Source organism: Streptomyces sp. NPDC002055 (genome assembly GCF_040296705.1).
GTDB lineage: Bacteria > Actinomycetota > Actinomycetes > Streptomycetales > Streptomycetaceae > Streptomyces.
Genome location: NZ_JBEOXS010000024.1, coordinates 69,508 through 89,763 on the forward strand (window position 1 = coordinate 69,508; position 20,256 = coordinate 89,763).

The window sequence follows — 20,256 nt, forward strand, 5'->3', positions numbered from 1 at the left end:
GCCCCCATGAAGCCCACGCCCCCGCACGGCACCCCCGGCGCCGACACCCCCGGCGACGGCGCCTCCCCGCAGGCCGTGCTGCGCGGGCCCGAACCGGGTGACCTCGGCTGGATCGTGCAGCGGCACGGCGCCCTCTACGCCGCCGAGTACGGCTGGAACTCGGCGTTCGAGGGCCTGGTCGCCCGGATCGTCGCGGACTTCGCCGAGGACCACGACCCGCTGCTGGAACGCGTGTGGATCGCCGAACTGGACGGCCGCCCGGTGGGCTCCGTGATGTGCGTCCGGGACGCGGCACCGGGGACCGCCCGGCTGCGGCTGCTGCTCGTCGACCCGTCGGCGCGGGGGCACGGGCTCGGCGAACGGCTCGTCGCCGCCTGCGTCCGGTTCGCCCGCGAGGCGGGCTACCGCGAGCTGGTGCTCTGGACCAACGACGTCCTGGCCGCGGCCCGGACGCTCTACCTCCGGGCCGGCTTCGCCCTCGTCGCCGAGGAACCCCACCACAGCTACGGCGCCGACCTCGTGGGCCAGGACTGGCGGCTGACGCTGTAGTCCGCTCGCTGCGGTCCGCAGGGTCCCGGCGGACGCCCGGCGTCCCTCCCCTCCCCCGGCCGCGCACCGTTCCGCACTCCTGCGCGCGGCGGGGATGCGCCGGGCGCGGGGGCCCGGCAGGGTTGACCCGTGCGGCCGTGGCCCGGCCGCCCGCCCGCCGTTCCCGTCCCCGCCCACCTGGAGCAGCCGTGAAACTCGCCTTCTCGACCCTCGGTGTGCCCGGAATGCCCCTGGCCGAAGTGGCCGGGCTCGCCGCCCGCACCGGCTACCACGGTGTGGAGCTGCGCGCCCATCCCGAGGAGCCCCTCAACCCGGGGATGGAGCTGAGCGAACGGGTCGACGCCGCCGAGCAGTTCAAGGACGCGGGGGTGGAGATCCTCGCGGTCGCCGGGTACACCGAGGCCGCCGCGCCCGGCGCCGACGAGCCCGTCCTGGCGGAGCTGCGCGAGCTGCTCACACTGGCCCGGGACCTCGGCGCCCCGTATCTGCGGGTCTTCCCCGGCGGCGGCGACCAGCCGGCGGAGGAGACGGACACGGTCGCCGCCCGCCGCCTCGCCGCCGTCGCCCCGGACGCCTCCGACCTGGGCGTACGGCTGCTGCTGGAGACACATGACTCGCATCCGCGGGGCGTGGACGTGGCCCGGGTCCTCGGCCTGGTGGGCCATATCGCCGTGGGCGCGGTCTGGGACGTGCTGCACCCCTGGCGGGGCGGCGAGGAGCCGGTGGCCACCCACGCCGTCCTCGCCCCGCACCTCGGCTACGTCCAGGTGAAGGACATCGCCTCCGCCGAGGAGCCCGCCCCGCTGCCGCTCGGCGAGGGGGTGCTGCCGCTCGCCGAGTGCGTGGAGGCGCTCAGCCGCGCAGGCTGGGACGGCTGGCTGTCGTGGGAGTACGAGAAGCGCTGGTTCCCGCAGGCACCGGAGCTTCCGGGGCTGCTGGAACCGGCCCGGGACCATCTGTCCTGGCTGCTCGCCCAGTCCGCCTGATCCGGCCCCGCCCGGAGGCCGGTCCGCCCACCGAGGTGACGGCGACGCCGGTGACCAGCAGCACCGCGGCGCACCACCGCAGCGGACCGACCTCCTCGCCCAGCACCAGCGCCGCGGCCGACATCCCGAAGACGGGCACCAGCAGGGAGAACGGCGCCACGGACGAGGCGGGGTAGCTGCGGAGCAGGAAACTCCAGGCACCGAAGCCGAAGAGCGTGGTGACCCAGGCGACGTAGACCACCGTTGCGGCGCCGCTCCCGTCCAGCGAACGCAGCGCTTCGAGGTCGGCCCGCGGCCCCTCCACGAGCAGGGAGAGTCCGAGCAGCGGCAGGATGGGGACGACGCTCGTCCAGACCATGAAGCCCATCGCGTTCTCCGGTGCGGCCATCCGGGTGAGGACGTTCGACACCCCCCAGAAGGCCGCCGCCGCGATGAGCAGCGCGAAGGCCAGGAGCGGCCCCGAGGTGCCCTCGTCGATCCCGGCCACGGTGATACCGGCGAGCGCCACGCACATCCCGGCCACCCGCACGCGGCCCGGCCGCTCCCCCAGCACCACGGCGGCGACGACGGCCGTGAACACCGCCTGGATCTGCAGCACGAGCGAGGAGAGCCCGGCCGGCATGCCCAGGTGCATCCCGGTGAAGAGCAGCCCGAACTTGGCGACGCCCAGCACCAGTCCGACGGCAATGATCCACTTCCAGCCGGTCTTCGGGCGGCGGACGAAGAACACGGCGGGCAGCGCTGCCGCGAGGAAGCGCAGGGCGCTGAAGAGCAGGGGCGGGAAGTGGCCGAGTCCGATCTCGATGACAACGAAGTTGACGCCCCAGACGGCGGCGACGAGAACGGCGAGAGCTATGTGTTGCGGTCGCATGCAGCGAGCATCGCGGCCCTCGACCGTGAAGCACCAGCGCTGATCTCTTCATGATTGGATGAAGCAATCGTGAATCGGGACCGGACGGGTGGACCGCTCGTCCGGAGGGATGGACAGGCCGGACGGCCGGCTGGCCTGGCCGAACCGGACGGACAGGCGGGCCGGTTGGTCAGGCAGGACGGTTGGTCAGTCGGTCGGGTCGGCCGGCCGCAGGGCCGCCGGAGGGACGACGGCCACGCCGGACGGTCGGAGGGGCCATCGGGGCTGTCGGGGCTGTCGGGGCTGTCGGGGCTGTCGGGGTCATTGGGGCTGTCGGGGCCGTCGGGGCTGTCTGAGAGGCAGGGGAAAACGATGCTGGATCTGTCCCGGCTGCGGGCACTCCACGCGGTGTCGGTGCACGGCTCGGTGGGCGCCGCCGCCATCGCGCTGGGTTACACCCCGTCCGCGGTGTCCCAGCAGGTCGCCAAGTTGGAGCGGGAGACCCGGACCCGGCTGCTGGAACGGCAGGGCCGGGGCGTCGTCCTCACCGACGCGGCCCAGCAGCTGGCCGCCACGGCCGAACAGCTGCTGGCCCTCGTGGAACAGGCCGAGACGACCCTGGAGGAGCGCCGCGGACAGCCCACGGGCCGGCTGCTGGTGGCCGCGTTCGCCTCGGCCAGCCGCGGCCTGCTGCCGAGCGTTCTGGCCGAACTCGCCGCCCGCCACGCCTCCCTGGACACCCGGCTCACCGAACTGGATCCGCACATCTCCCCCGGACTGGTCGCCCAGGGCGTCGTCGACCTGGCGGTGACGCACGACTGGGACATCTCACCGCGGCCCGTCCCGGACGGTGTCGAGCAGGCCGTCATCGGTGACGACCCGTCGGAAGTGATCGTCCCGGTCGGCCACCCGCTGGCGGAGCGGGACACCTTGCAGCGCACGGACCTGGTGGGCCGGCGCTGGATCTGCCAGCCCGCGGGCTCGGTGTGCCACGACTGGCTGGTCCGCACCCTGCGCACCACCGGCCACGAGCCCGATCTCGCCTACCAGGTGGCCGAGTACGCGACCCAGCTCGAACTCGTGGCGGCCGGCCTCGGCATCGCCCTCGTCCCCCGCCTGGGCCGCGGCCCCCTCCCGGCCGGCGTGGTCGCCGTCCCTCTCGAACCGACGCCGATCCGCCGCCTCTACGCCCTCTGGCGCCCGGGCGCGGCCCGCCGCCCGGCCATCACGGAGGCGGTCCGGGTGCTGCGGGAGCACTATGGGCGGTTGGCGGGGTGAGGAGGCCATTCATGCGATCCGTTGAGGGCCATACCCCTATCGCCCCGTGCCTCCGAAGCGCTGAACAATGCAACGGTTCCACCGGCCCGACCCCAACGCCCTCAGGGAATTCAGCGGATCACATACCCCTCATGCGGAATGGCGATCTCCCAGACCCGGGCAAATGCGCCAGCGCAGCGCTGAATCAGATCCGAATCATCAACAAGCTCGTCGCGGACTACCGTGCCGTCATCCGAGAAGTGATGGATGCGCGCCAAGTGATCATCGAAGAGCCAGAAGTCATTGTCCGGAAGGCGGAGTTGTGCGGCTTGTGCTCGTGACAGCCAACGGATCTCCTCCCCTGCTTCCACATTGGCGCGGATAACGGAGTGATCCCAACGGATGAAGTCACTGACGGGCTCGGAGACGATACGGGCGCGCCGGACAGCAACACCGGGCGACAGCATCGGCCACCGCCTGATGAAACGGATTCCACCACGACGAACGATCCGCCCAGTCGACTCGAACGCCCTGCCGCCATGCCTCGAATCGCGGATTCGGGCCGTAATCATCCCTCACCTCCAGGTGGACCGCGAATAAGTGACACCGGGAGATCAGCTCAGCGAAAGGCTGAATACTCGACTCCATCACATGCCTTCCTCACGACGATGCGCCACATGGGCGTTGTCGGACCACTCTCCGGTCGGGTCTGCACCGGTCACTCCGCCTTCCATCAGATGCGCAAGCTGGAGTCCGCTCCAGGTCAGTCCAGTGCCTCAATCGCCTTGACAATGAGCGAGCGCGCCTCCGGCCCATACACGGCCAGCCCTCGCAACTGCTCGAAAGCCTTCGAATAGAGCGCGATCTCAGCGGGCTGGGTGATTCTCACCTGAGCGGAGAGTAGTTCCACGGACACCAGCGTGTCGTCATACATGTGGAAGGTCTCCTGCGGGCACACCGGGCGGGAGGACGTAGCGAAGGGGATAACCCCCAGCGACACCGAAGGAAGCGCTCCCACCGTGAGCAGATGCCCCAGTTGGGCGGCCATGGCATCGGCGTCACCGACTTGGTAGCGCAGCACCGCCTCTTCCACAAGCAGCACAAATCGGCGTCCTGGTTCATGGATGATGCGCGAGCGTTCCAGGCGCGCCGCGACGGCGTCCTCAACCTCATCGGGAATGCCCAACAGTCCCGTGATGGATGACAACAGAGCCGATGCATATCCTTCGGTCTGCAGCAACCCGGGAACCAGGCTGCCTGAATAAACTCGGAAGAGCCGTGTCGATTGAAAGAGAGGCACGTAACTCTTCTGAAGTTGTCGAAGCCCGGCACGTATTTTGCGTCGCCACTCCACATACAAGGACTCGGCAGTACGGGACTGAGCCACGACATCGTCTGCCTGATCCTCGGCGCCGCAAGCACCGCACCACAACCGGATGTCCTGCGCGGAGGGCGATGTCCTCCCGTTCTCGATGCGGGACGTCTTGGCGTGGTGCCAGCCACAACGCGCGGCCAGCTCACTCCCGGTGAGCCCACCATCCTGACGAATCTCTCTCAACCGCGCCGCGACGGCTTCCCGAGCGGCCTGTGCGGAGGAGGATGGTGATATGGGCATGAGCCGGCGCGCAATCCTTCATGTCAGTGGATCTCGTACTCCTGGTGCGGGACGGCCCTGGCCCAGGCGGCTTCGAACGCCTGCGAACACAGCTTGGCGACCGCCGGTTCCTCGTTCATCTCACCGCCACCCGAGGCTCCCTCACCCGTGAAATGATTCCACCTGATCACCCGGTCGTCGATGAGCCAGAAGTCATTGCCGGGTAGAGCGATGTCCGAAGCGCGCCTACGTGGCAGCCACCGCACCTGCTCGCCGGCAGCGATGTTGACTCGGGTGGCGGCGTGCTCGTACCTGATGTAGTCGCTGACCGGCTCCGACACGATCCGGGCCCGGCGAACGGACACCCCCCGGCCCACCGTGCGACGAATCAGCTCCACCCATGGCGCCCAGTACGCGGAAGCCGGATCAACATCGCGCTCCCCAGTGCGCTTCCACTGCGCGAAGTCTTCGGCTTCGTTCACCACCCCATAGGCATCACGCATCTCAAGATGCACTGCCGAGTGCTGTGCCCCATCCAGCAGTTCAACGAAGCTGGGTACCTTCGATCGCATCACACGCCTCCTTGATGATGTGCACCATTCGCGCCGGGACCCGCACCACGGCCTCGTGGTCGGGGATGCCTACGGCATGTCCTGGCAGGGTGGTTGCCGCACACTGCGCTTCAAGTGACGGGCCTGCCTTCCACCCTTGGAAGACCAGTTCCTGGGCCTCCTCATCAATCCACACGGTCGGACTCTCTCCTGTACCGGTGTTGGGATCGATCCCGATGAACCGTAACGACATGCCTGCCTCCCATGCAGGATGTGCATTGATGTGCACGAGAATCGTGGGTGACCGCACCTCCGTCAAGCGCATATTGTGGCCATTTCAGCGCCCCAGATGCTTCTCTGCACATTGGTGCACAACCCTGGCTCCGCGCTCGTCGATGTCTCTAGCGTTCCGGTCATGGAGAGCAAGCGACCTGATGACGGGTCGGCATCACCACGCCCCTTGCTGACCCTCCGTGTGTCACACGACGGAGGTCGCAGTTGGGGGCCCGTCAGGGCGGTCACGGCGGAGGAATGCAGCCCGCTCATGGGCTTCGTGTTTCCACCCTGCGCATGCCCCCGGTGCGTCGTCCCCGGGGCGGACAGGCCGACCAGACAACAGGCAGGGGAGGCAGCCATGACGACGCCACCGAAGCAACCGCCACCGAGGCCGCGGCCGGGTCCTGATCCGTCGCCGATTCCCCTCGGGGTCCCGGCCGGATCCGAACGGTAGCGGCGCAAGCGCAGGATCACGACAACAATGAGGACCTTATGGGCTGGGGAACAGGTCAGGGTGGCAGCGGAGGCGAAGGGAAGCACTCCGGGAAGAAGGATCCGAGCGAGTCGAAGCCGAACCCGGATTCGGCCGGCCCCCGGCCGGATCCGAAGCACAAGAAGTGACCATGGAGACCCTGAGCGAGAAGGAGCAGGCTGCCATGAGCGGCCTGCTCCGCGCCGTCTCCGCGGACCTGGGCACGGCGGTCTCCCCCGAGTGGGAGAGTGCGTACTACGCGGTACCGAGGCACCGCTTCCTTCCCGACCTGGTGTGGCTGGAGTCCGGCCGGGGATACGTCCGTTGCGACAGGGAGCGGGAGCCGGAACGCTGGCTGACCGCCGCCTATGCCGACGCTCCGGTCGTCACCCAGGTGAACGACGGGCTGCCCCCGGAATGCGACGACGAGGCGTGGCCGTCCTCATCCGCCTCGGCACCGTCCATCGTCTTCCGCATGCTCCACATGCTCGAGCTCCGAATCGGCATGCGGGTTCTGGAGGTCGGCACCGGCACCGGCTGGAACGCCGGGCTGCTGGCCGCTCGCCTCGGGAGTGAACACGTGACCAGCGTCGATGTCGACCTCGGACTCGCCACTACGGCGGCACACACCCTCGACAGCGCAGCAGGGCTGCGACCTCGCATCGTCGCCAGGGACGGTACCGAAGGGTTCGCGCCCAGCGCTCCGTACGACCGGGTGATCGCCACTTGCGCGGTCCGCACGGTGCCCTACCCCTGGGTGACACAGACCCGGCCCGGTGGGGTGATCCTGACGCCGTGGGAAACACCGTGGCTCTGTTACGGCCTGCTGAGGCTCGATGTCGGGGGCGACGGCACGGCATCCGGCCGGTTCTCTCCCCATTCAGCGTTCATGCTGATGCGCGAGCAGCGCACCGACCTGCGGATCTTCCGTGATGTGGTCCGCGACGAGCACAGCCCGCGGGAGTCGGTCACGGGCCTCTCCCCATGGACCGTCACCGGCGACGACTGGGCGCTGGGGTTCGCCGTCGGTCTCCGGCTCAGTGACGTCTGGCACGCCTGGCAGGACGAGCCGGATGTGGAGGGTGTCCGGTCCCGGCTCTGGCTGGCCACCACCGACGCACGGTCGTGGGCGGCCGTGGACTGGGACGGGAGGCGGAGCGACCGATTCACCGTGTGGCAGTACGGTCCCCGCCGGCTGTGGGACGAGGCCGAGACGGCGTACCGGTGGTGGCGGGATGCCGGGGAGCCGGGGCCCGGCAGGTTCGGGCTCACCGTCACCCCGGACGGACAACTGCCCTGGCTGGACTCACCCGACAGACCGCTGAGGAGCGCCTGGCGTTCCACCCCGGGTCCGTGAGGCAGCGGGGCGCTCGGTCGGCACCTGCGGAATGTCCCGAGGCCCCGCCCCCAGCGCGTCCGCGCACAGTTGGGCGAACCAGCGCACGCCCGGCACGATCAGGAGCCAGCCCAGCAGCGCCCAGCCCAGGTGCAGATGGCCGAGGAGCCGTCCGAGTGCGGCGATGCCGTCGGCCCGGACCGTGCCGTCGGCCGACTCGTAGGTCATGCGGCGCAGGCGGCGCGGGTGGTGTTCGGCGGGGACGAGGTCCAGGGCGACGGGGCGGCGGGCGGCGACCCAGCGGCCGAAGCCGCTGCACGGGCCGCAGCTCTGCGCCACGTAGAGCCGGGCCGGGGCGGTGCCGGACCAGGGCCGCAGGCGGGGCAGCCAGGGGCGAACGGCCGCCCGGTAACGGGTCCACTCCTCGCCGTGGAGGGCGCGCAGCCCGGCGTTCTCGTGCCAGTCGGCGAGGCCCGCCGAGTAGGCGAAGCCGGTGACCGCGGCGGCCAGGAACCGCCAGTCCCGGGTGACCAGGGCGAGCACGGTGTGGACGAGGACGATGCCGAGCTGCATCGGGTTGCGGACGTACGCGTACGGGCCGCTGGTGACGATCCTGTTCGGCGGGTCGTACGGCACCGGGGTGCCGCCCCCGCGCTGGACGAACTCCCGTAGCGCGACGACGCCCAGCAGCACGGGCGGCGCGAGGAGTTGCAGGGCGAGCCCGATCCCGGCGGCGGTGTCCGGCAGCTCGGGCCGGACGAGGACGAGCGGGAACCCCACCATCAGCGCGGCACACAGCACCATCTGCAGGCCGGCACGGGCGACGAGCCGCCGGCGTCGCAGCGTCCAGCGGGCGAACAGCAGGCCCGGGACGAGGACGGCGGCCACGCAGAGCGCCTCGCCCAGCAGCCAGTTGTCGCCGAGCCGGACGACGGGGGCGGCGAGCGGCATCGCGACGAGGTCGAACCAGGCCAGTCCGGCCACGACCAGCGGCAGCGGCAGGCGGTCGGCGCCCGCGAGGACGGGCAGGACACCCCAGAGCAGGACCCAGCCGAGGAGCAGGTCGAGGGGGAGCCCGGCGGCGGTGCCGCCCTCGGCGTGGAAGGTCCACCAACCGGCGCGCACGGCGAGGAGGTTGACGACGGGCAGCCAGACGGCGTTCCAGAGTCCGGCCAGGAGCGTGGCACCGATGGTGCGCCGGGCGGGCGGGTGCAGGGCCGCCGCGGCGCCGGTCGCGAGGAGCGGGCCGAAGAGGCAGGCCGCGCGGATGAGCGCCGGGTCACCGCCGCGCATCGTGACCCCGGTCCGCGGCTGCCTGCGTCCCTGCGGCATGTGCCCCCGGAGCGGCGGCGAAGGTGTCCGAGAGGTAGGCGGCGGCCTGTTCCATGCCGTACTGCTGGACGGGACCGAAGTACCAGCCCGGGTCATAGGTGCGGCGGTAGTTCAGGTTCCAGGTGACCCGGGTGCGGTTGCCGGGCGCGGGCCGCCAGGTCACCTCGGCGGAGCGGAGGTCGAGCCAGCGGGCCAGGGTGGTGTCCTGCCGGACGCCGAAGACCACCCGGCCGGGCCCCCGCTCGTCGACGACCAGCCGCATGGAACGCGGGGTGGGGTGGGAGCCGATGCCCAGGGACTTGCGCGGGGTGAAGGTGACGGTCCGGTGCGCGCCGATGCTCAGCCCGGTCCCCTCGGCCTTCAGCGGGCGGGGGAAGGCGAACTTGAGGAAGGTGGGCCGGGGCGCCGCGTAGCGGGGCCGCTCGGCGAGGGCCGTCTGGAACTGCTGGGGGCTCAGGGCGACGGTGCGGGTGACGGACGCGGAGCCGTCGCGCGGGAGTTCGTACGCACCGGTACCCTCCAGGGCGAGCAGAAGCAGCAGCGGTATGCCGGCGAACGCATGGGCCCGCCCGCCCTTCCCCCGGCGACGTGCGCGGTCGACGGTCAGCCCGATGGCCACCGCCAGCAGGTAGAAGAGCGGGGCCGCAAAGACCAGGCAGACGACGCCTTCGCCGAGCAGTGGCCCGGACAGCGCCAGTCCGATGGTGACGGAGGCGAGCGCCGTGCCGGTGGCGCTCTTGGGACGGGTGCCGAGCGCCACGGCGAGCGCGATGAAGGCCGGCAGACCGACGTAGAAGAGTGCCGTCTGCTCCAAGTGGCCCGCGTGGAGCACCTTGTAGAGCAGCATCGCCGCGAAGAGCGCGGCCAGCACTCCGGCCAGCCGCCGGCGGGCCCGGGTGATCCGGGGTTGTTCGTTCTGTTCGTCCATCAGTCCACCCCTGTTCGGCATCGCCGGTCGTCACGACACGGCGGCGGCTTCTTCACCGACTTCTTCACCAACCGATTTAATCACTCGATTAAACCGTATGATGAAACCCAGGCGAGAGGATGGTCAATGACGGCGGACACCAAGGGCCGGCTGATCGAGGCGGCGACGGCGGTACTCACGGCGCACGGGTACGGCGGCACGAGCGCCCGGACGATCGCGAAGGAGGCCGGGGTCAACTCGGCGCTGGTCTTCTACCACTTCGGCGGGGTCGACGAGCTGCTGCTCGCCGCGCTCGACCGGTCGTCCGCAGAGCGGATGGCGCTGCACGCCGAGACGGTGGCCGAGGTCCGGACCCTGGAGGATCTGGCCGAGGCGGCCACCCGCATCTACCGCGACGACCTCGACGGCGGGCACATCACGCTCTTCTCCGAGCTGGTCGCGGCGGCGGTGGCCAAGCCCGAGCTGCGGGAGCCGGTGTCACGGCGGGCGGAGCCCTGGCTGGCGTTCATCGAGGAGACCCTGGAACGGGTGATCGGCGGCACCCCGCTCGCCCGGCTCACCCCGCCGAAGGACCTGGCCAACGCCGCCATCACGTTCTACCTCGGGGTGAACCTCTTCACCGTGCTGGACGAGGACCGGTCGCGCACGGACTCCCTGTTCGCGATGGTCCGCCGGCTGGCCCCGCGCGCGAAGCTGCTGACGATGCGCCTGCCGGTGCGGCGCAAGGGGGCCCCGAAGGCGCAGTGACCCGCGGGGCACGACGACCGGGGGGCGACCGGGGGACGGCCGGGGGACGGAACGCGGGCGCCGGCGAGTGCGGTTGCACCGCCCCCGCTTCGCCGCACAGGCCGGCGCTGCCGCCTCTATCAGCCCGGCATCATGCGGACGAGTGAGTTGCGCAGGCGGGTGTGTCCGCTGGTCATGAAGCGGTGCAGGTGCCGGGAGGCGAAGGCGGTCCGTTGCGCGCTGCGGCGGCGTTGCGCGTCGTAGGCGCGCAGGGCGGAGGGCAGACCGGCCGGGCCGTGTTCGGCGACGACGCGCGCCAGGGCCTCGGTGTCGAGGACCGCCGTGCACGCGCCCTGGCCCAGGTTGGGCGTCATGGCGTGCGCCGCGTCACCGACCAGTGCGACGCTCCCGCCGTGCACAAAGGCCGGCAGGGCGGGGAAGAGATGCCGCATCTCGTAGCGGATCCAGGTGGACGGGTCGGTCTCGGCGAGGATCCGCGGGATGGGGTCGTGCCAGCCCTCGAAGTACCCGCTCAGCTCTTCGGCCGTGGTGGCCTCGGGCACGGTGGTGTACCAGTTCGTACGGCCCGACTCGATGGGCGTCATCCCGAAGAACCGGCCCCTGCCCCAGGTCTCCCCGCAGATGCCGCTTTCGAAGTCGGCGATCCCGATCCAGGCGACCGTTCCGACGTGCCGCGGGCGGCTGCGCTCGCCGAAGCACACGGCGCGCACGGTGCTGCCGATTCCGTCGGCGCCGACCACCAGATCGTGCGCGGCGACCAGCGCCTCCACCTCCGAGACGTTCCTTCCGAGTTCGACCGGCACGTCCCCGAAGGCGTCCAGCTCGGCCAGCAGAGCATCGATCAGGTAGGGCCGGGAGATCAACAGCTCGGGCCGGCCGGCCCGGCGCTCGATCCGCTCCAGCGGCAGGCTCGCCAGCACCTTCCCCGCCGGGGTGCGGATCCGCGCGCCCCGGTAGGGAACCGCCCGGCCGCGGAGCGCCTCGCCCGCACCGAGGCGGTCGAGCGCGGCCTGCGCGGTGGGGTGGAGACCGAACGCGGTGCCGTACCGCTCCAGCTCCGTTCGCCGCTCGAGGACGGACACCGCCCACCCCGCACGGCGCAGCCCGATCGCCGTTGCCAGCCCACCGACTCCCGCTCCCACGACAACCGCAGTTCCGGTCATGCGCCCTCCCCCGGCTCGTCCGGGCCTCGCACCCGGCCACCACATGTGTGGTACCACGCCTGGGGCATGACTACCCGGCATCCCACAACGGGTAGCCGTTGCCCCCTCGCCCTGCACGCCTGCATCCCGCACCTACCGGCCGACGGCTCCGACACCGTGGTCGCCGCCGGCCTGGACGCCCCCGATCGCTTCGTCCGCGGCCTCCCCCGGACGGCGCACCCGCAGAAGCCGATCGGATTCCGGGGCCGCTTCGGTTCACAGAAGGGTCAAGCCTCCTGATGATTTTCCCGCTCCGCCCGTTGGAACCCGTAAGCCAGGTACTGGTCCCAGTAGGTGCGGGCCTCGGGGCAGAGCCGGTCGAGGGCGACGAGGGCGGCCATGATGGTGGAGCACACCTCATCGAGTACCTGGTTGGGTTCGGCGTTGGTGACTCCGTTGGTGCCCCAGCCGCGAGAGCGCCGGAACAGCTCCAGGGACTCGTTGGCCTCTTCGGAGACTTTGGCCAGGAGGAGCAGCGTCATGAGGTCGGGGGTATCGGCCTGGCTGCGGCGCTCGTCCCGGCCGCGGAGTTCACGGACCTGGTCCCACAGGCAGGGGGGTGACGTAGTGGTGGTCATGTGCGTCTCCGTTGCTCTCGGGTGCCCGTCCGGCGGTCGCCGACTCCGGGCGAGGGTCACGCGGTCGACTGCTGGGCGGGACGGCCGAGTTGGTGAACAGTCCAGCCGGCCGCGGCCCAGGCGTCGATGTCGACGGCGGTCCGTACGTCGACGAGGACCTTGCGCCGGACTGCTCGGGCAGCAGCGGTCGGCAGGTCGGCATCCCTGGTGTACTGCGGCCACTCAGTGGCCAGGACCACGACGTCCGCGTCCCGCAGCGCAGTGCCGATGTTGTCGGCGTAGGTGTACTCGGGGTGCAGGCGGCGGGCGGCGGGTACCGACTCGGGGTCGTGGATGATCGTGCGCGCGGCCGAGGAGTGCAGGAGACCGGCCAGGCGCAGGGCGGGGGAGTTGCGGACATCGCTTGTCCCTGCTTTGAAGGAGGCGCCCAGGACGGCGATCGTTGCGGTGTCGAGCGGGCGGCCGTGGGCTGTTTCGACAAGGTCGCGGGCAGCGTCCAGGCGGGCGTGGTTGATGTGTTCGACGGCGTTCAGGAGAGCAGCGGCGCCGGTGGCGCCGATTTCGCCGACGCGGTGGGTGAAGGCGGCCACATCCTTGGGCAGACATCCGCCTCCGTATCCGATGCCGGGCCGCATGCCGCCGTGCCCGATGCGGGGGTCGATGCCGATGCCGTGGGCCACGGTGGCGACGTCGGCCCCGGTGATCTCGCAGACCTCCGCCATGGCATTGATGTAGCTGATCTTCGTGGAGAGGTAGGCGTTGGCAGCGCTCTTGAGGACTTCGGCGGTCGCCGGGTCGGTGACGATCAGCTCCGCGTCTCCGCGGGCGAGGATCGGCGCGTACACCTCCCGGATGGCGTTCTCTGCCTCGGGCGAGGCCAGGCCGGCGACGATCCGGTCAGGGTAGAGGGAGTCCTCGACAGCGTGACCCTCGCGGAGGAACTCAGGGTTCCACACGAGGTCCACGCCCTCCGATCCGGCATGCTCGCGGATGATTTCCTGGAGCCGGGCGACCGTGCCGACCGTGACGGTGGACTTGCCGACGATGGTCGCCGGCCGGGTCAGCAACGGTGCCAGGGAGCGGACGGCTCCGACAACCTGGCCCACGTCGTAGCCGCGGCCGTCGGACCGCAGGGGGGTGCCCACCCCGATGAAGTGGAGGTCGGCTGTCGCGGCGGCTTCGTGCAGATCGGTGGTGAACCGCAGGCGGCCGGTGTGGACGTGCTTGTCCAGCAGCTCATCCAGGCCCTTCTCGTGGAAAGCTCCGCGGCCGGTCTGAAGGATCTTGCAGGTCTCCGGATTGAGTTCGACGCCGATGACCTCGTGGCCGAGTTCGGCCATTGCGGCGGCGTGCGGGGCACCGAGGTGGCCACAGCCGATCACCGAAACGCGCATTGCTGGTCCTTGTCGTGGTTGATGTGGTGGGGCGCACCTCTTGTGCGCCCCACGACGCTATCGCCCATGTTTCGGGCGAGTTGGGCTTTGCCCGAGGCTCGTCACGGAGTGCTCTGCAAGAGCCGGCACAGGCGCTGCAGGGCAGGGGTGGCTTCCGCCCGTACGACGATGTCGCCCTCCCGAGCCCCCTCGATCGGGTACTCCTTGAAGACGCCGTCCTCCATCAGCCCTTCCGGGTCCACGTAGAAGATCTTCATGCCCTTCTCGCGGGCGCGGGCCTGGACCGATCGTCGGTCGGCGTGCAGCCCGATCACCAGGAGGGCCTTGGCTTCCTCGAGGAGCGGCACGGGCGGGATCTTCTGGTCGTACCGGCGGACGAACACCTCCTTGAGGCCTGTGCGCGCCGAGAGCGTGTCGAAGTTGTGAGTGATCACCGGCCCGACCATGTACCCGGCATCGTGGAGCGCTTTGAGCGCATCGTGGGCGGCGGTGGGCTGGGCGAGGAAGCAGGCCGCGAACATCCGTGTCAGTGATTCGGCCTTGCCGGCGGCGTCGAGGAGCATCTCCTGCACGAGGGTGTCGGCCTGCGGACTGAGGGTGAAGGCATGAGACTGCGTGAGGGCGTTGTCCTTCCGGGCGGTGACCCGGTAGACCTCGTGCAGATAGTGCAGGGGCGGGATCCCGGCCTCGATGGACGAACCGCACCCGACCTCCACCTGGAAGGGCAGGTAGTCCAGGAGGCCGGAGAGATCTTCGGCAAAGGCGGGCGTGCCGCGCTGCTCCTTGAGACGCATTCCGCCGGCCAGGACGTCCCAGGGCAGGTTCCGCAGGGTCCTGGAGGGTGCGCGGTAGCCCTCGGAAGTGAACAGGACGTCCATTGAGCGGAAGCCGTCCGGGGTGCGCCGGTCGGCGCGATCGTCCTGCGGGTGGATGTCGTACTCGCTGAAGGAAACGACCAGGTCGCCGCGGTGCCAGCCATCGACGTTCTCCCGCCAGCGGCCCTCTGCGAGCCATGCCCGCGTCTGCTGTGTGTAGGTGCTGATCTCTTCGGAAGGCGCCGTGAACGACACGTGCAGGTACAGCTCCGACAGGACCAGCCGCGGCACCGGGTGCGTGTAGTCCAGGCCGTAGTCGTAGCGGTAGTGAACGACGCGCCGTCGCCCGGCGCAGTCCTCCCTCCATCCGGACTGCTCGGCGTTGGCGGGGTCCTGGGTGCGGCGCCAGATACCTTCTTCCACGCTTCGGGGGCGCTCGTGCCCCTCTCCGGCGAAGTGCTGCTTCCAGGTTTCCACCTGGTCATCGGACAGCTGATCGATGACGGAAAATGGCAGGTACATGGAGGATTCCCTTCACGGTCAGGGTGAGGTGGGAACGGCCCGGCAGGACGGCCCGGGCAGGTCCACAGGGGCGCGACTGCTGTGCTGAGGCACGCCCAGGAGCAGTTCGTCGGCCCGCCCCTCGCGGGCGGCCCGCAGGCACTGCTCGATACGCAGCAGCTCGTGGTCGACAGCCAGCTCCCGGACGGTCCTGGCGGTGACCCAGCGGACCTCGACATAGCCGGAGTCGGCCGAAGGGGTCAGCAACATGTCGTCGCTGACGCGCAGGTGGTAGAGGAAGTTGATGCCCTCTGCATGCCGCCCGGGCTTCGCCGGCGCGTGGTCGACGCCGAGGAACGCGCCGGGGGTGAGCCGGGCGTTCCCGAGCTTCTCCTCAAGGCACCGGGTCAGCCCGGTCCACGGGCGCTCGTCCGGCGCCACGGAGCCGCCCGGAAGGCCCCATTGCGAGATCGGGCTCCAGTAGGTGCGGCGGATCACCGCGAACTCGTCCGCACCTCGCTCAATCAGTGCGAGCGCTCCCACTCGCCGCACTGGCGGATTCTTGAACCAGTCTGGTCCCCGAATGTCGGACATGGCCGCCTCCTTGGTTTCGATGACCTGCTGGGGACCAGAGCACCACCGGTCTGGCCGGAGGAGTGATCGACTGTCAGGGCCCGCACACCGCGTGCAGATCGTGCACGCGTGGCACACGGGCCCGCGCGGACGCCCGTACGCTGGGAGACCTCGGTTCTCTGGGCGTGTGGGAGGGCGACTCATGCTCGCCATCGAGTTAGGAATCTGGACCTCGTCCGAGGCCCGTGCTCTGGTCGACCGGCATCAACCAGGGGCCCTCGTACGCCTAGGCCGAAGGCACCGGGGCTGGCGCCAAGCCGACCTCGCGGCCCGCATCGGCGTCTCGGCCTCCACGGTCTCCCGCCTGGAAGCGAGCAAGCGCGTCACCGACATCAACCTGCTCCGGGCCGCCGCCGCCGCGATTGACCTCCCGTCAACCCTTCTGGCTGCGGCCTGCGGTCTCACCCCCACCACGGCGCCCACTCGAACTAGAGTGGACATTCCGCCTGACGCCGAGGAGGACCCCATGCGCCGACGCACTCTGCTGGCCGCCGCGGGGACTGCCGTTCCTGCCTCCCTGCTCGGCGCCGTCGACGACGCGCTCGCCGGCACCCCCGCGCCATCCGGCAACCCCACGCCGGTCGACATCCATCTGGCGCGTGCACGCACCCAGTTCGACGCCGGGCAACACACGGCGCTGCTTGCCGCTCTCCCCGGCCTCCTGGGCGATGCCCATCAAGCCGCCCGCTCCCGCGCCGACCTCGACCACGCGCGACTGTCCGCCTGCTACACCCTGGCCACCCAGGCACTGGTCAAGATCGGCAAGCACGACCGCGCCCGGATCACAGCCGACCGGGCCACCACCTACGCCTCCCTGTCCGGCTCACCCCTCGCAGCCGCCGCCGCGGCCCGGGAACTGGCCATCGTCCTCCGCCACCAGGACCAGCCAGCCACCGCACAACGCCTCATCGTGGCCGCGGCCGCTCACGTTGAAGCCACCGGTCTCACCACCGAAGCCCAAGCCGCCGCCTACGCCCAGATGCTGGCCACCACCTCCTACACCGCAGCACGCGCGGGAGACCGCGGGCAGGCCCTCGCGATGATCACCGAAGCACGGAAGGCCGCCCGGCGCCTGCCTGCCGCCCCTCCCGCAGGGCGCCTCTTCCGTGTCTCCCCGGCTGCCGTCGACCTCTACGCGGTCAGCGTCCACTGGGCCCTGGGCGATGCCGGAGCAGCGCTCGAAGCCGGACGGAGCCTGCGTCCGGAACTTTTCCCCACTGCCGAGCGCAAGAGCCGGATGCACACCGACCTCGCCCGCGCCTGGTGGCAGTGGGGGAAGCCGGAGCAGACCGCGCAAGAACTGCTCGCCGCGATGCGCGTCAGCCCGGGCGAGGTGCGCGACCGGCCCGCGATCCGGGCCATCGTCAGCTCTCTGTCCTCCCGTCACCCCCACGCCACAGGCGTCCGCGAACTCACCCGGGCTCTCGTACGCTGACCCCCGCCCCGGCTGACCTCACCCGCGCGATCCTGCCTGATGCAGTTGGATGGCCTCTTCCGTCCAGGCACACATGCGAAGACGCGGTACCACCTGGGGGCCGAACCAATGAAGCATCACGCCTTCGGTGAGGCGGAGCTCGCGAGCGTCCCCGTTCCACCGGCCGCAGAAGACTTGGACGTACCCCTTCACCGTGCGGTCCGGGCCGAGGCTTCTCACCACGGTGAAACGCTGCAGGCCGGGGACGGCCAACCCGGCTTCTTCGTTCAGCTCCCGGCGGATCGTGTCTTCCAAAGTCTCCGTGCCCTCGCGGTTCCCGCCGATCACCGACCAGGTGCCCGGGTCACAGATCCCGGGGACGTCATCGCGCAGATGCAGCAGGTATTCGCCCTCGTCGTTGACCAGCAGGGCGGCGGTTCCTCTGATCTCATCGTCCCTCATCCCCGAAGCATGCCGGGCTCTGCGGCCCTCCCCACCCCGCCACCCGCAAGGGCGCGACAGGCGGATGCGGCCGATGCGGTCGGCGAGGCGGCCCGCGGTGGCGGCACCTGCGGCACCGCCGATCAGCGCGGCCGCGATCACCCCAGGATCCCCCGCCCTCCCGGCGTGTCCCCGGCGGCCTCGGGGCTTCCCGGCGCTTCCCATTGACTGACGGTAACTTTCGGGCTAAGCGTTTCTTCTTGGAAGTTTCCTTCATTCGCCACGCACCTCCTCTCGGAAGGAGTGCACGTGCATCACGAAGAATCGGCCGGGCCGAGACCCTCCCGGCGGGCCGTCCTGGCCGGTGCCACGGCCGCCACCGCCGCCGCGTCGCTGGCCGCGGGAGGCTCCACCGCCCACGCCGCGGTGCGCCCGCGCGCCGTCGACCGCGCGCGGCTGCGGGCGCTCATCGCCCGGATGAGTCCGGAGCAGAAGGTCGGCGAGCTGTTCGTCATGCGGGTCTACGGGCACTCCGCCACGGCCCCGGACCCCGCCGACGTCGCGCTGAACCAGAAGGAGATCGGCGTCGCCAACGCCGCCGAGCTGATCGCCAAGTACCACGTCGGCGGCATCATCTACTTCGCCTGGGCGCACAACACCCGCGACCCGTACCAGATCGCCGAGCTGTCCAACGGCATCCAGCGGGCGGGGCTCGGCCGGGCCACTCCGGTGCCGCTGCTGATCTCCACCGACCAGGAGCACGGCGCGGTCGCCCGGATCGGCGCGCCCGCCACACTGCTGCCCGGGGCGATGGCCCTCGGCGCGCACGCCTCGCGGTCCGACGCCCGTGCCGCCGCGCGGGTCGCCGGGGCGGAGCTGGCCGCGATGGGGATCCGTCAGGACTACGCGCCGGTCGCCGATGTGAACGTGAACCCCGCCAACCCGGTGATCGGCGTCCGGTCCTTCGGCTCCGACCCGCAGGCCGTCGCCCGGCTCGTTGCCGCCCAGGTGCAGGGCTACCAGCGAGCGGGAGTGGCGGCCACCGCCAAGCACTTCCCCGGCCACGGCGACACCTCGACCGACAGCCACTACGGCCTGCCGCTGATCACCCACAGCGCCGAGGAGTGGGAGCGGCTGGACGCCCCGCCGTTCAAGGCCGCCATCGCCGCCGGCATCGACTCGATCATGACCGCGCACATCCTCTTCCCGGCGCTGGACCCGGCCGACGACCCGGCGACCCTCTCCCGGCCCATCCTCACCGGCATCCTGCGGGAGAAGCTCGGCTACGACGGCGTGGTGGTGACCGACTCCCTCGGCATGGCGGGCGTCCGGCAGAAGTACGGCGACGACCGGGTGCCGGTGCTGGCGCTGAAGGCCGGCGTGGACCAGCTGCTCAACCCGCCGGACCTGCCCGTGGCCTGGAACGCCGTGCTCAAGGCGCTCCGGGACGGCGAGATCGGCGAGCAGCGGATCGACGCGTCCCTGCTGCGGATCCTGGAACTCAAGTACCGCCGGGGGCTGTTCGACGACCCGTACGTCACCCGTCAGGACGTGGACCGGACGGTCGGCACGCGGGCGCACCGGGCCACCGCGGAGCGGATCGCCGAGCGGACCACCACGCTGCTGGTCAACGAGCGGAAGCTGCTGCCGCTCTCCCGCCGCCGGCAGCGGAACGTGCTGGTCACCGGGGTCGACCCGGCCGCCCCCACGGGCACCGGCGGGCCGCCGACCACCGTCCTCGCCACGGCCCTGACCGAGCTGGGGTTCACGGCGACCGGGCTGTCCACCGGCACCGGCACCAAGCCCGACCCGACGCAGGCGGCGATCGACGCGGCGGTCGCGGCGGCGCGGGGGCGGGACGCGGTGGTGGTGCTGACGTACAACGTCACCCGGCCGAAGGACAGCGGGGCGCCGTCGCAGCGTGCGCTGGTGACGGCGCTCGCGGGGACCGGGGTGCCGGTAGTGCACCTGGCCCTGCGCAACCCGTACGACATCGCCCAGCTCACCGGCACGGGGCTGGGCGCCTCGCTGACGGGCTACTGCTGGACCGATGTCGACCTGCGGGCCGCCGCCCGGGTCATCGCGGGTCGGGCGTCCCCCTCGGGGCGGCTCCCGGTGCCGGTGCCGCGGGCGGACGACCCGGCCCAGGTGCTGTACCCGCTGGGCCACGGGCTGTCGTACTGAGGCCGTCGTGCTGACGGTTGTCGTGCTGACGGCTGTCCTACTGAGGCCGTCGTACTGAGGCCGTCGTACTGAGGTCGTCCTACTGAGGCTGTCGTACTGACGCTACGGCGCGCCCCCGGCGCACCCCCTCCTTCGGGACCGAACATCCCGGCGCTCCTGGCACGCGCCCGCTGCCGCGGGACACGCTGGACGCGGTTCGCGGGGGTCGGAGGGGAG

The 20,256-nt window shown here is 70.9% G+C and carries 17 protein-coding genes and 3 pseudogenes; 7 read left to right on the forward strand and 13 right to left on the reverse strand.

Going from position 1 to position 20,256, the window contains the following annotated elements:
• Positions 1 to 69 precede the first annotated feature (69 nt).
• Together ABT112_RS17195 and ABT112_RS17200 are read left to right on the forward strand one after the other, a co-directional pair.
• Positions 70 to 549: pseudogene (locus ABT112_RS17195) on the forward strand (GNAT family N-acetyltransferase); the annotation flags it as partial.
• Between the two features lie 224 nt (positions 550 to 773).
• A pseudogene (locus tag ABT112_RS17200) lies at positions 774 to 1,454 on the forward strand (sugar phosphate isomerase/epimerase family protein); the annotation flags it as partial.
• Here ABT112_RS17200 and ABT112_RS17205 read toward each other — a convergent pair.
• Entirely contained in the window at positions 1,402 to 2,406 is a 1,005-nt protein-coding gene (locus ABT112_RS17205; RefSeq protein ID WP_502975373.1) for an EamA family transporter, read from the reverse strand. The pseudogene ABT112_RS17200 and the gene ABT112_RS17205 overlap by 53 nt on opposite strands.
• A gap of 351 nt (positions 2,407 to 2,757) precedes the next feature.
• On the opposite strand from ABT112_RS17205, the gene ABT112_RS17210 reads away from it, so the two are divergent.
• Positions 2,758 to 3,663 (forward strand): LysR family transcriptional regulator, encoded by a 906-nt coding sequence (locus ABT112_RS17210; protein WP_351510340.1) that lies wholly within the window; start codon positions 2,758 to 2,760, stop codon positions 3,661 to 3,663.
• Between the two features lie 110 nt (positions 3,664 to 3,773).
• On the opposite strand, the pseudogene ABT112_RS17215 reads toward ABT112_RS17210, so the two are convergent.
• From ABT112_RS17215 to ABT112_RS17230, 4 genes and pseudogenes are all read right to left on the reverse strand, one after another.
• Positions 3,774 to 4,290, reverse strand: a pseudogene (locus ABT112_RS17215) (DUF6879 family protein).
• A 115-nt stretch (positions 4,291 to 4,405) separates the two neighbouring features.
• Positions 4,406 to 5,257: a helix-turn-helix domain-containing protein gene (locus ABT112_RS17220; protein ID WP_351510342.1), complete on the reverse strand. Its 852-nt coding sequence runs from the start codon at positions 5,255 to 5,257 to the stop codon at positions 4,406 to 4,408.
• Positions 5,258 to 5,280: 23 nt separating this feature from the next.
• The gene (locus tag ABT112_RS17225; protein ID WP_351510344.1) at positions 5,281 to 5,808 is read right to left on the reverse strand and encodes a DUF6879 family protein; all 528 of its coding nucleotides are present in this window, start codon (positions 5,806 to 5,808) and stop codon (positions 5,281 to 5,283) included.
• Positions 5,780 to 6,040, reverse strand: a complete 261-nt coding sequence (locus ABT112_RS17230) for a hypothetical protein (protein WP_351510408.1) — start codon at positions 6,038 to 6,040, stop codon at positions 5,780 to 5,782. The genes ABT112_RS17225 and ABT112_RS17230 overlap by 29 nt, the downstream gene beginning before the upstream one ends.
• Before the next feature lie 646 nt (positions 6,041 to 6,686).
• On the opposite strand from ABT112_RS17230, the gene ABT112_RS17235 reads away from it, so the two are divergent.
• The gene (locus ABT112_RS17235) at positions 6,687 to 7,892 is read left to right on the forward strand and encodes a methyltransferase domain-containing protein (protein WP_351510346.1); all 1,206 of its coding nucleotides are present in this window, start codon (positions 6,687 to 6,689) and stop codon (positions 7,890 to 7,892) included.
• On the opposite strand, the gene ABT112_RS17240 is transcribed toward ABT112_RS17235, so the two are convergent.
• Both ABT112_RS17240 and ABT112_RS17245 read right to left on the reverse strand, forming a co-directional pair.
• Complete coding sequence (locus tag ABT112_RS17240) at positions 7,842 to 9,164, reverse strand: methyltransferase family protein (RefSeq protein WP_351510348.1); 1,323 nt, start codon at positions 9,162 to 9,164, stop codon at positions 7,842 to 7,844. The genes ABT112_RS17235 and ABT112_RS17240 overlap by 51 nt on opposite strands.
• Complete coding sequence (locus ABT112_RS17245) at positions 9,151 to 10,131, reverse strand: hypothetical protein (RefSeq protein ID WP_351510350.1); 981 nt, start codon at positions 10,129 to 10,131, stop codon at positions 9,151 to 9,153. Before ABT112_RS17245 ends, ABT112_RS17240 begins: the two co-directional genes overlap by 14 nt.
• 126 nt (positions 10,132 to 10,257) lie before the next feature.
• On the opposite strand from ABT112_RS17245, the gene ABT112_RS17250 reads away from it, so the two are divergent.
• A complete protein-coding gene (locus tag ABT112_RS17250; protein WP_351510353.1) occupies positions 10,258 to 10,878 on the forward strand; it encodes a TetR/AcrR family transcriptional regulator in 621 nt (206 codons plus the stop codon).
• Positions 10,879 to 10,997: 119 nt separating this feature from the next.
• Here ABT112_RS17250 and ABT112_RS17255 read toward each other — a convergent pair whose 3' ends face one another.
• From ABT112_RS17255 to ABT112_RS17275, 5 genes are all read right to left on the reverse strand, one after another.
• A complete protein-coding gene (locus tag ABT112_RS17255; protein WP_351510355.1) occupies positions 10,998 to 12,041 on the reverse strand; it encodes an FAD-dependent oxidoreductase in 1,044 nt (347 codons plus the stop codon).
• 266 nt (positions 12,042 to 12,307) lie between these two features.
• Positions 12,308 to 12,658, reverse strand: coding sequence for a hypothetical protein (locus tag ABT112_RS17260; protein WP_351510358.1), 351 nt, complete (start codon positions 12,656 to 12,658; stop codon positions 12,308 to 12,310).
• A gap of 56 nt (positions 12,659 to 12,714) precedes the next feature.
• Positions 12,715 to 14,052 (reverse strand): UDP-glucose dehydrogenase family protein, encoded by a 1,338-nt coding sequence (locus ABT112_RS17265; protein WP_351510360.1) that lies wholly within the window; start codon positions 14,050 to 14,052, stop codon positions 12,715 to 12,717.
• A gap of 101 nt (positions 14,053 to 14,153) precedes the next feature.
• Positions 14,154 to 15,389 (reverse strand): hypothetical protein, encoded by a 1,236-nt coding sequence (locus tag ABT112_RS17270; protein WP_351510362.1) that lies wholly within the window; start codon positions 15,387 to 15,389, stop codon positions 14,154 to 14,156.
• An 18-nt stretch (positions 15,390 to 15,407) separates the two neighbouring features.
• A complete protein-coding gene (locus tag ABT112_RS17275; protein ID WP_351510364.1) occupies positions 15,408 to 15,962 on the reverse strand; it encodes an NUDIX hydrolase in 555 nt (184 codons plus the stop codon).
• A 181-nt stretch (positions 15,963 to 16,143) separates the two neighbouring features.
• Between ABT112_RS17275 and ABT112_RS17280 the strand changes: the two genes are divergently transcribed.
• Positions 16,144 to 17,436: a helix-turn-helix domain-containing protein gene (locus tag ABT112_RS17280; RefSeq protein WP_351510366.1), complete on the forward strand. Its 1,293-nt coding sequence runs from the start codon at positions 16,144 to 16,146 to the stop codon at positions 17,434 to 17,436.
• An 18-nt stretch (positions 17,437 to 17,454) separates the two neighbouring features.
• Here the strand turns inward: ABT112_RS17280 and ABT112_RS17285 are convergent, their stop codons facing one another.
• Positions 17,455 to 17,877: an NUDIX domain-containing protein gene (locus tag ABT112_RS17285; RefSeq protein ID WP_351510410.1), complete on the reverse strand. Its 423-nt coding sequence runs from the start codon at positions 17,875 to 17,877 to the stop codon at positions 17,455 to 17,457.
• A 288-nt stretch (positions 17,878 to 18,165) separates the two neighbouring features.
• On the opposite strand from ABT112_RS17285, the gene ABT112_RS17290 reads away from it, so the two are divergent.
• Positions 18,166 to 20,040: a glycoside hydrolase family 3 protein gene (locus ABT112_RS17290; protein WP_351510368.1), complete on the forward strand. Its 1,875-nt coding sequence runs from the start codon at positions 18,166 to 18,168 to the stop codon at positions 20,038 to 20,040.
• Positions 20,041 to 20,256 lie beyond the last annotated feature (216 nt).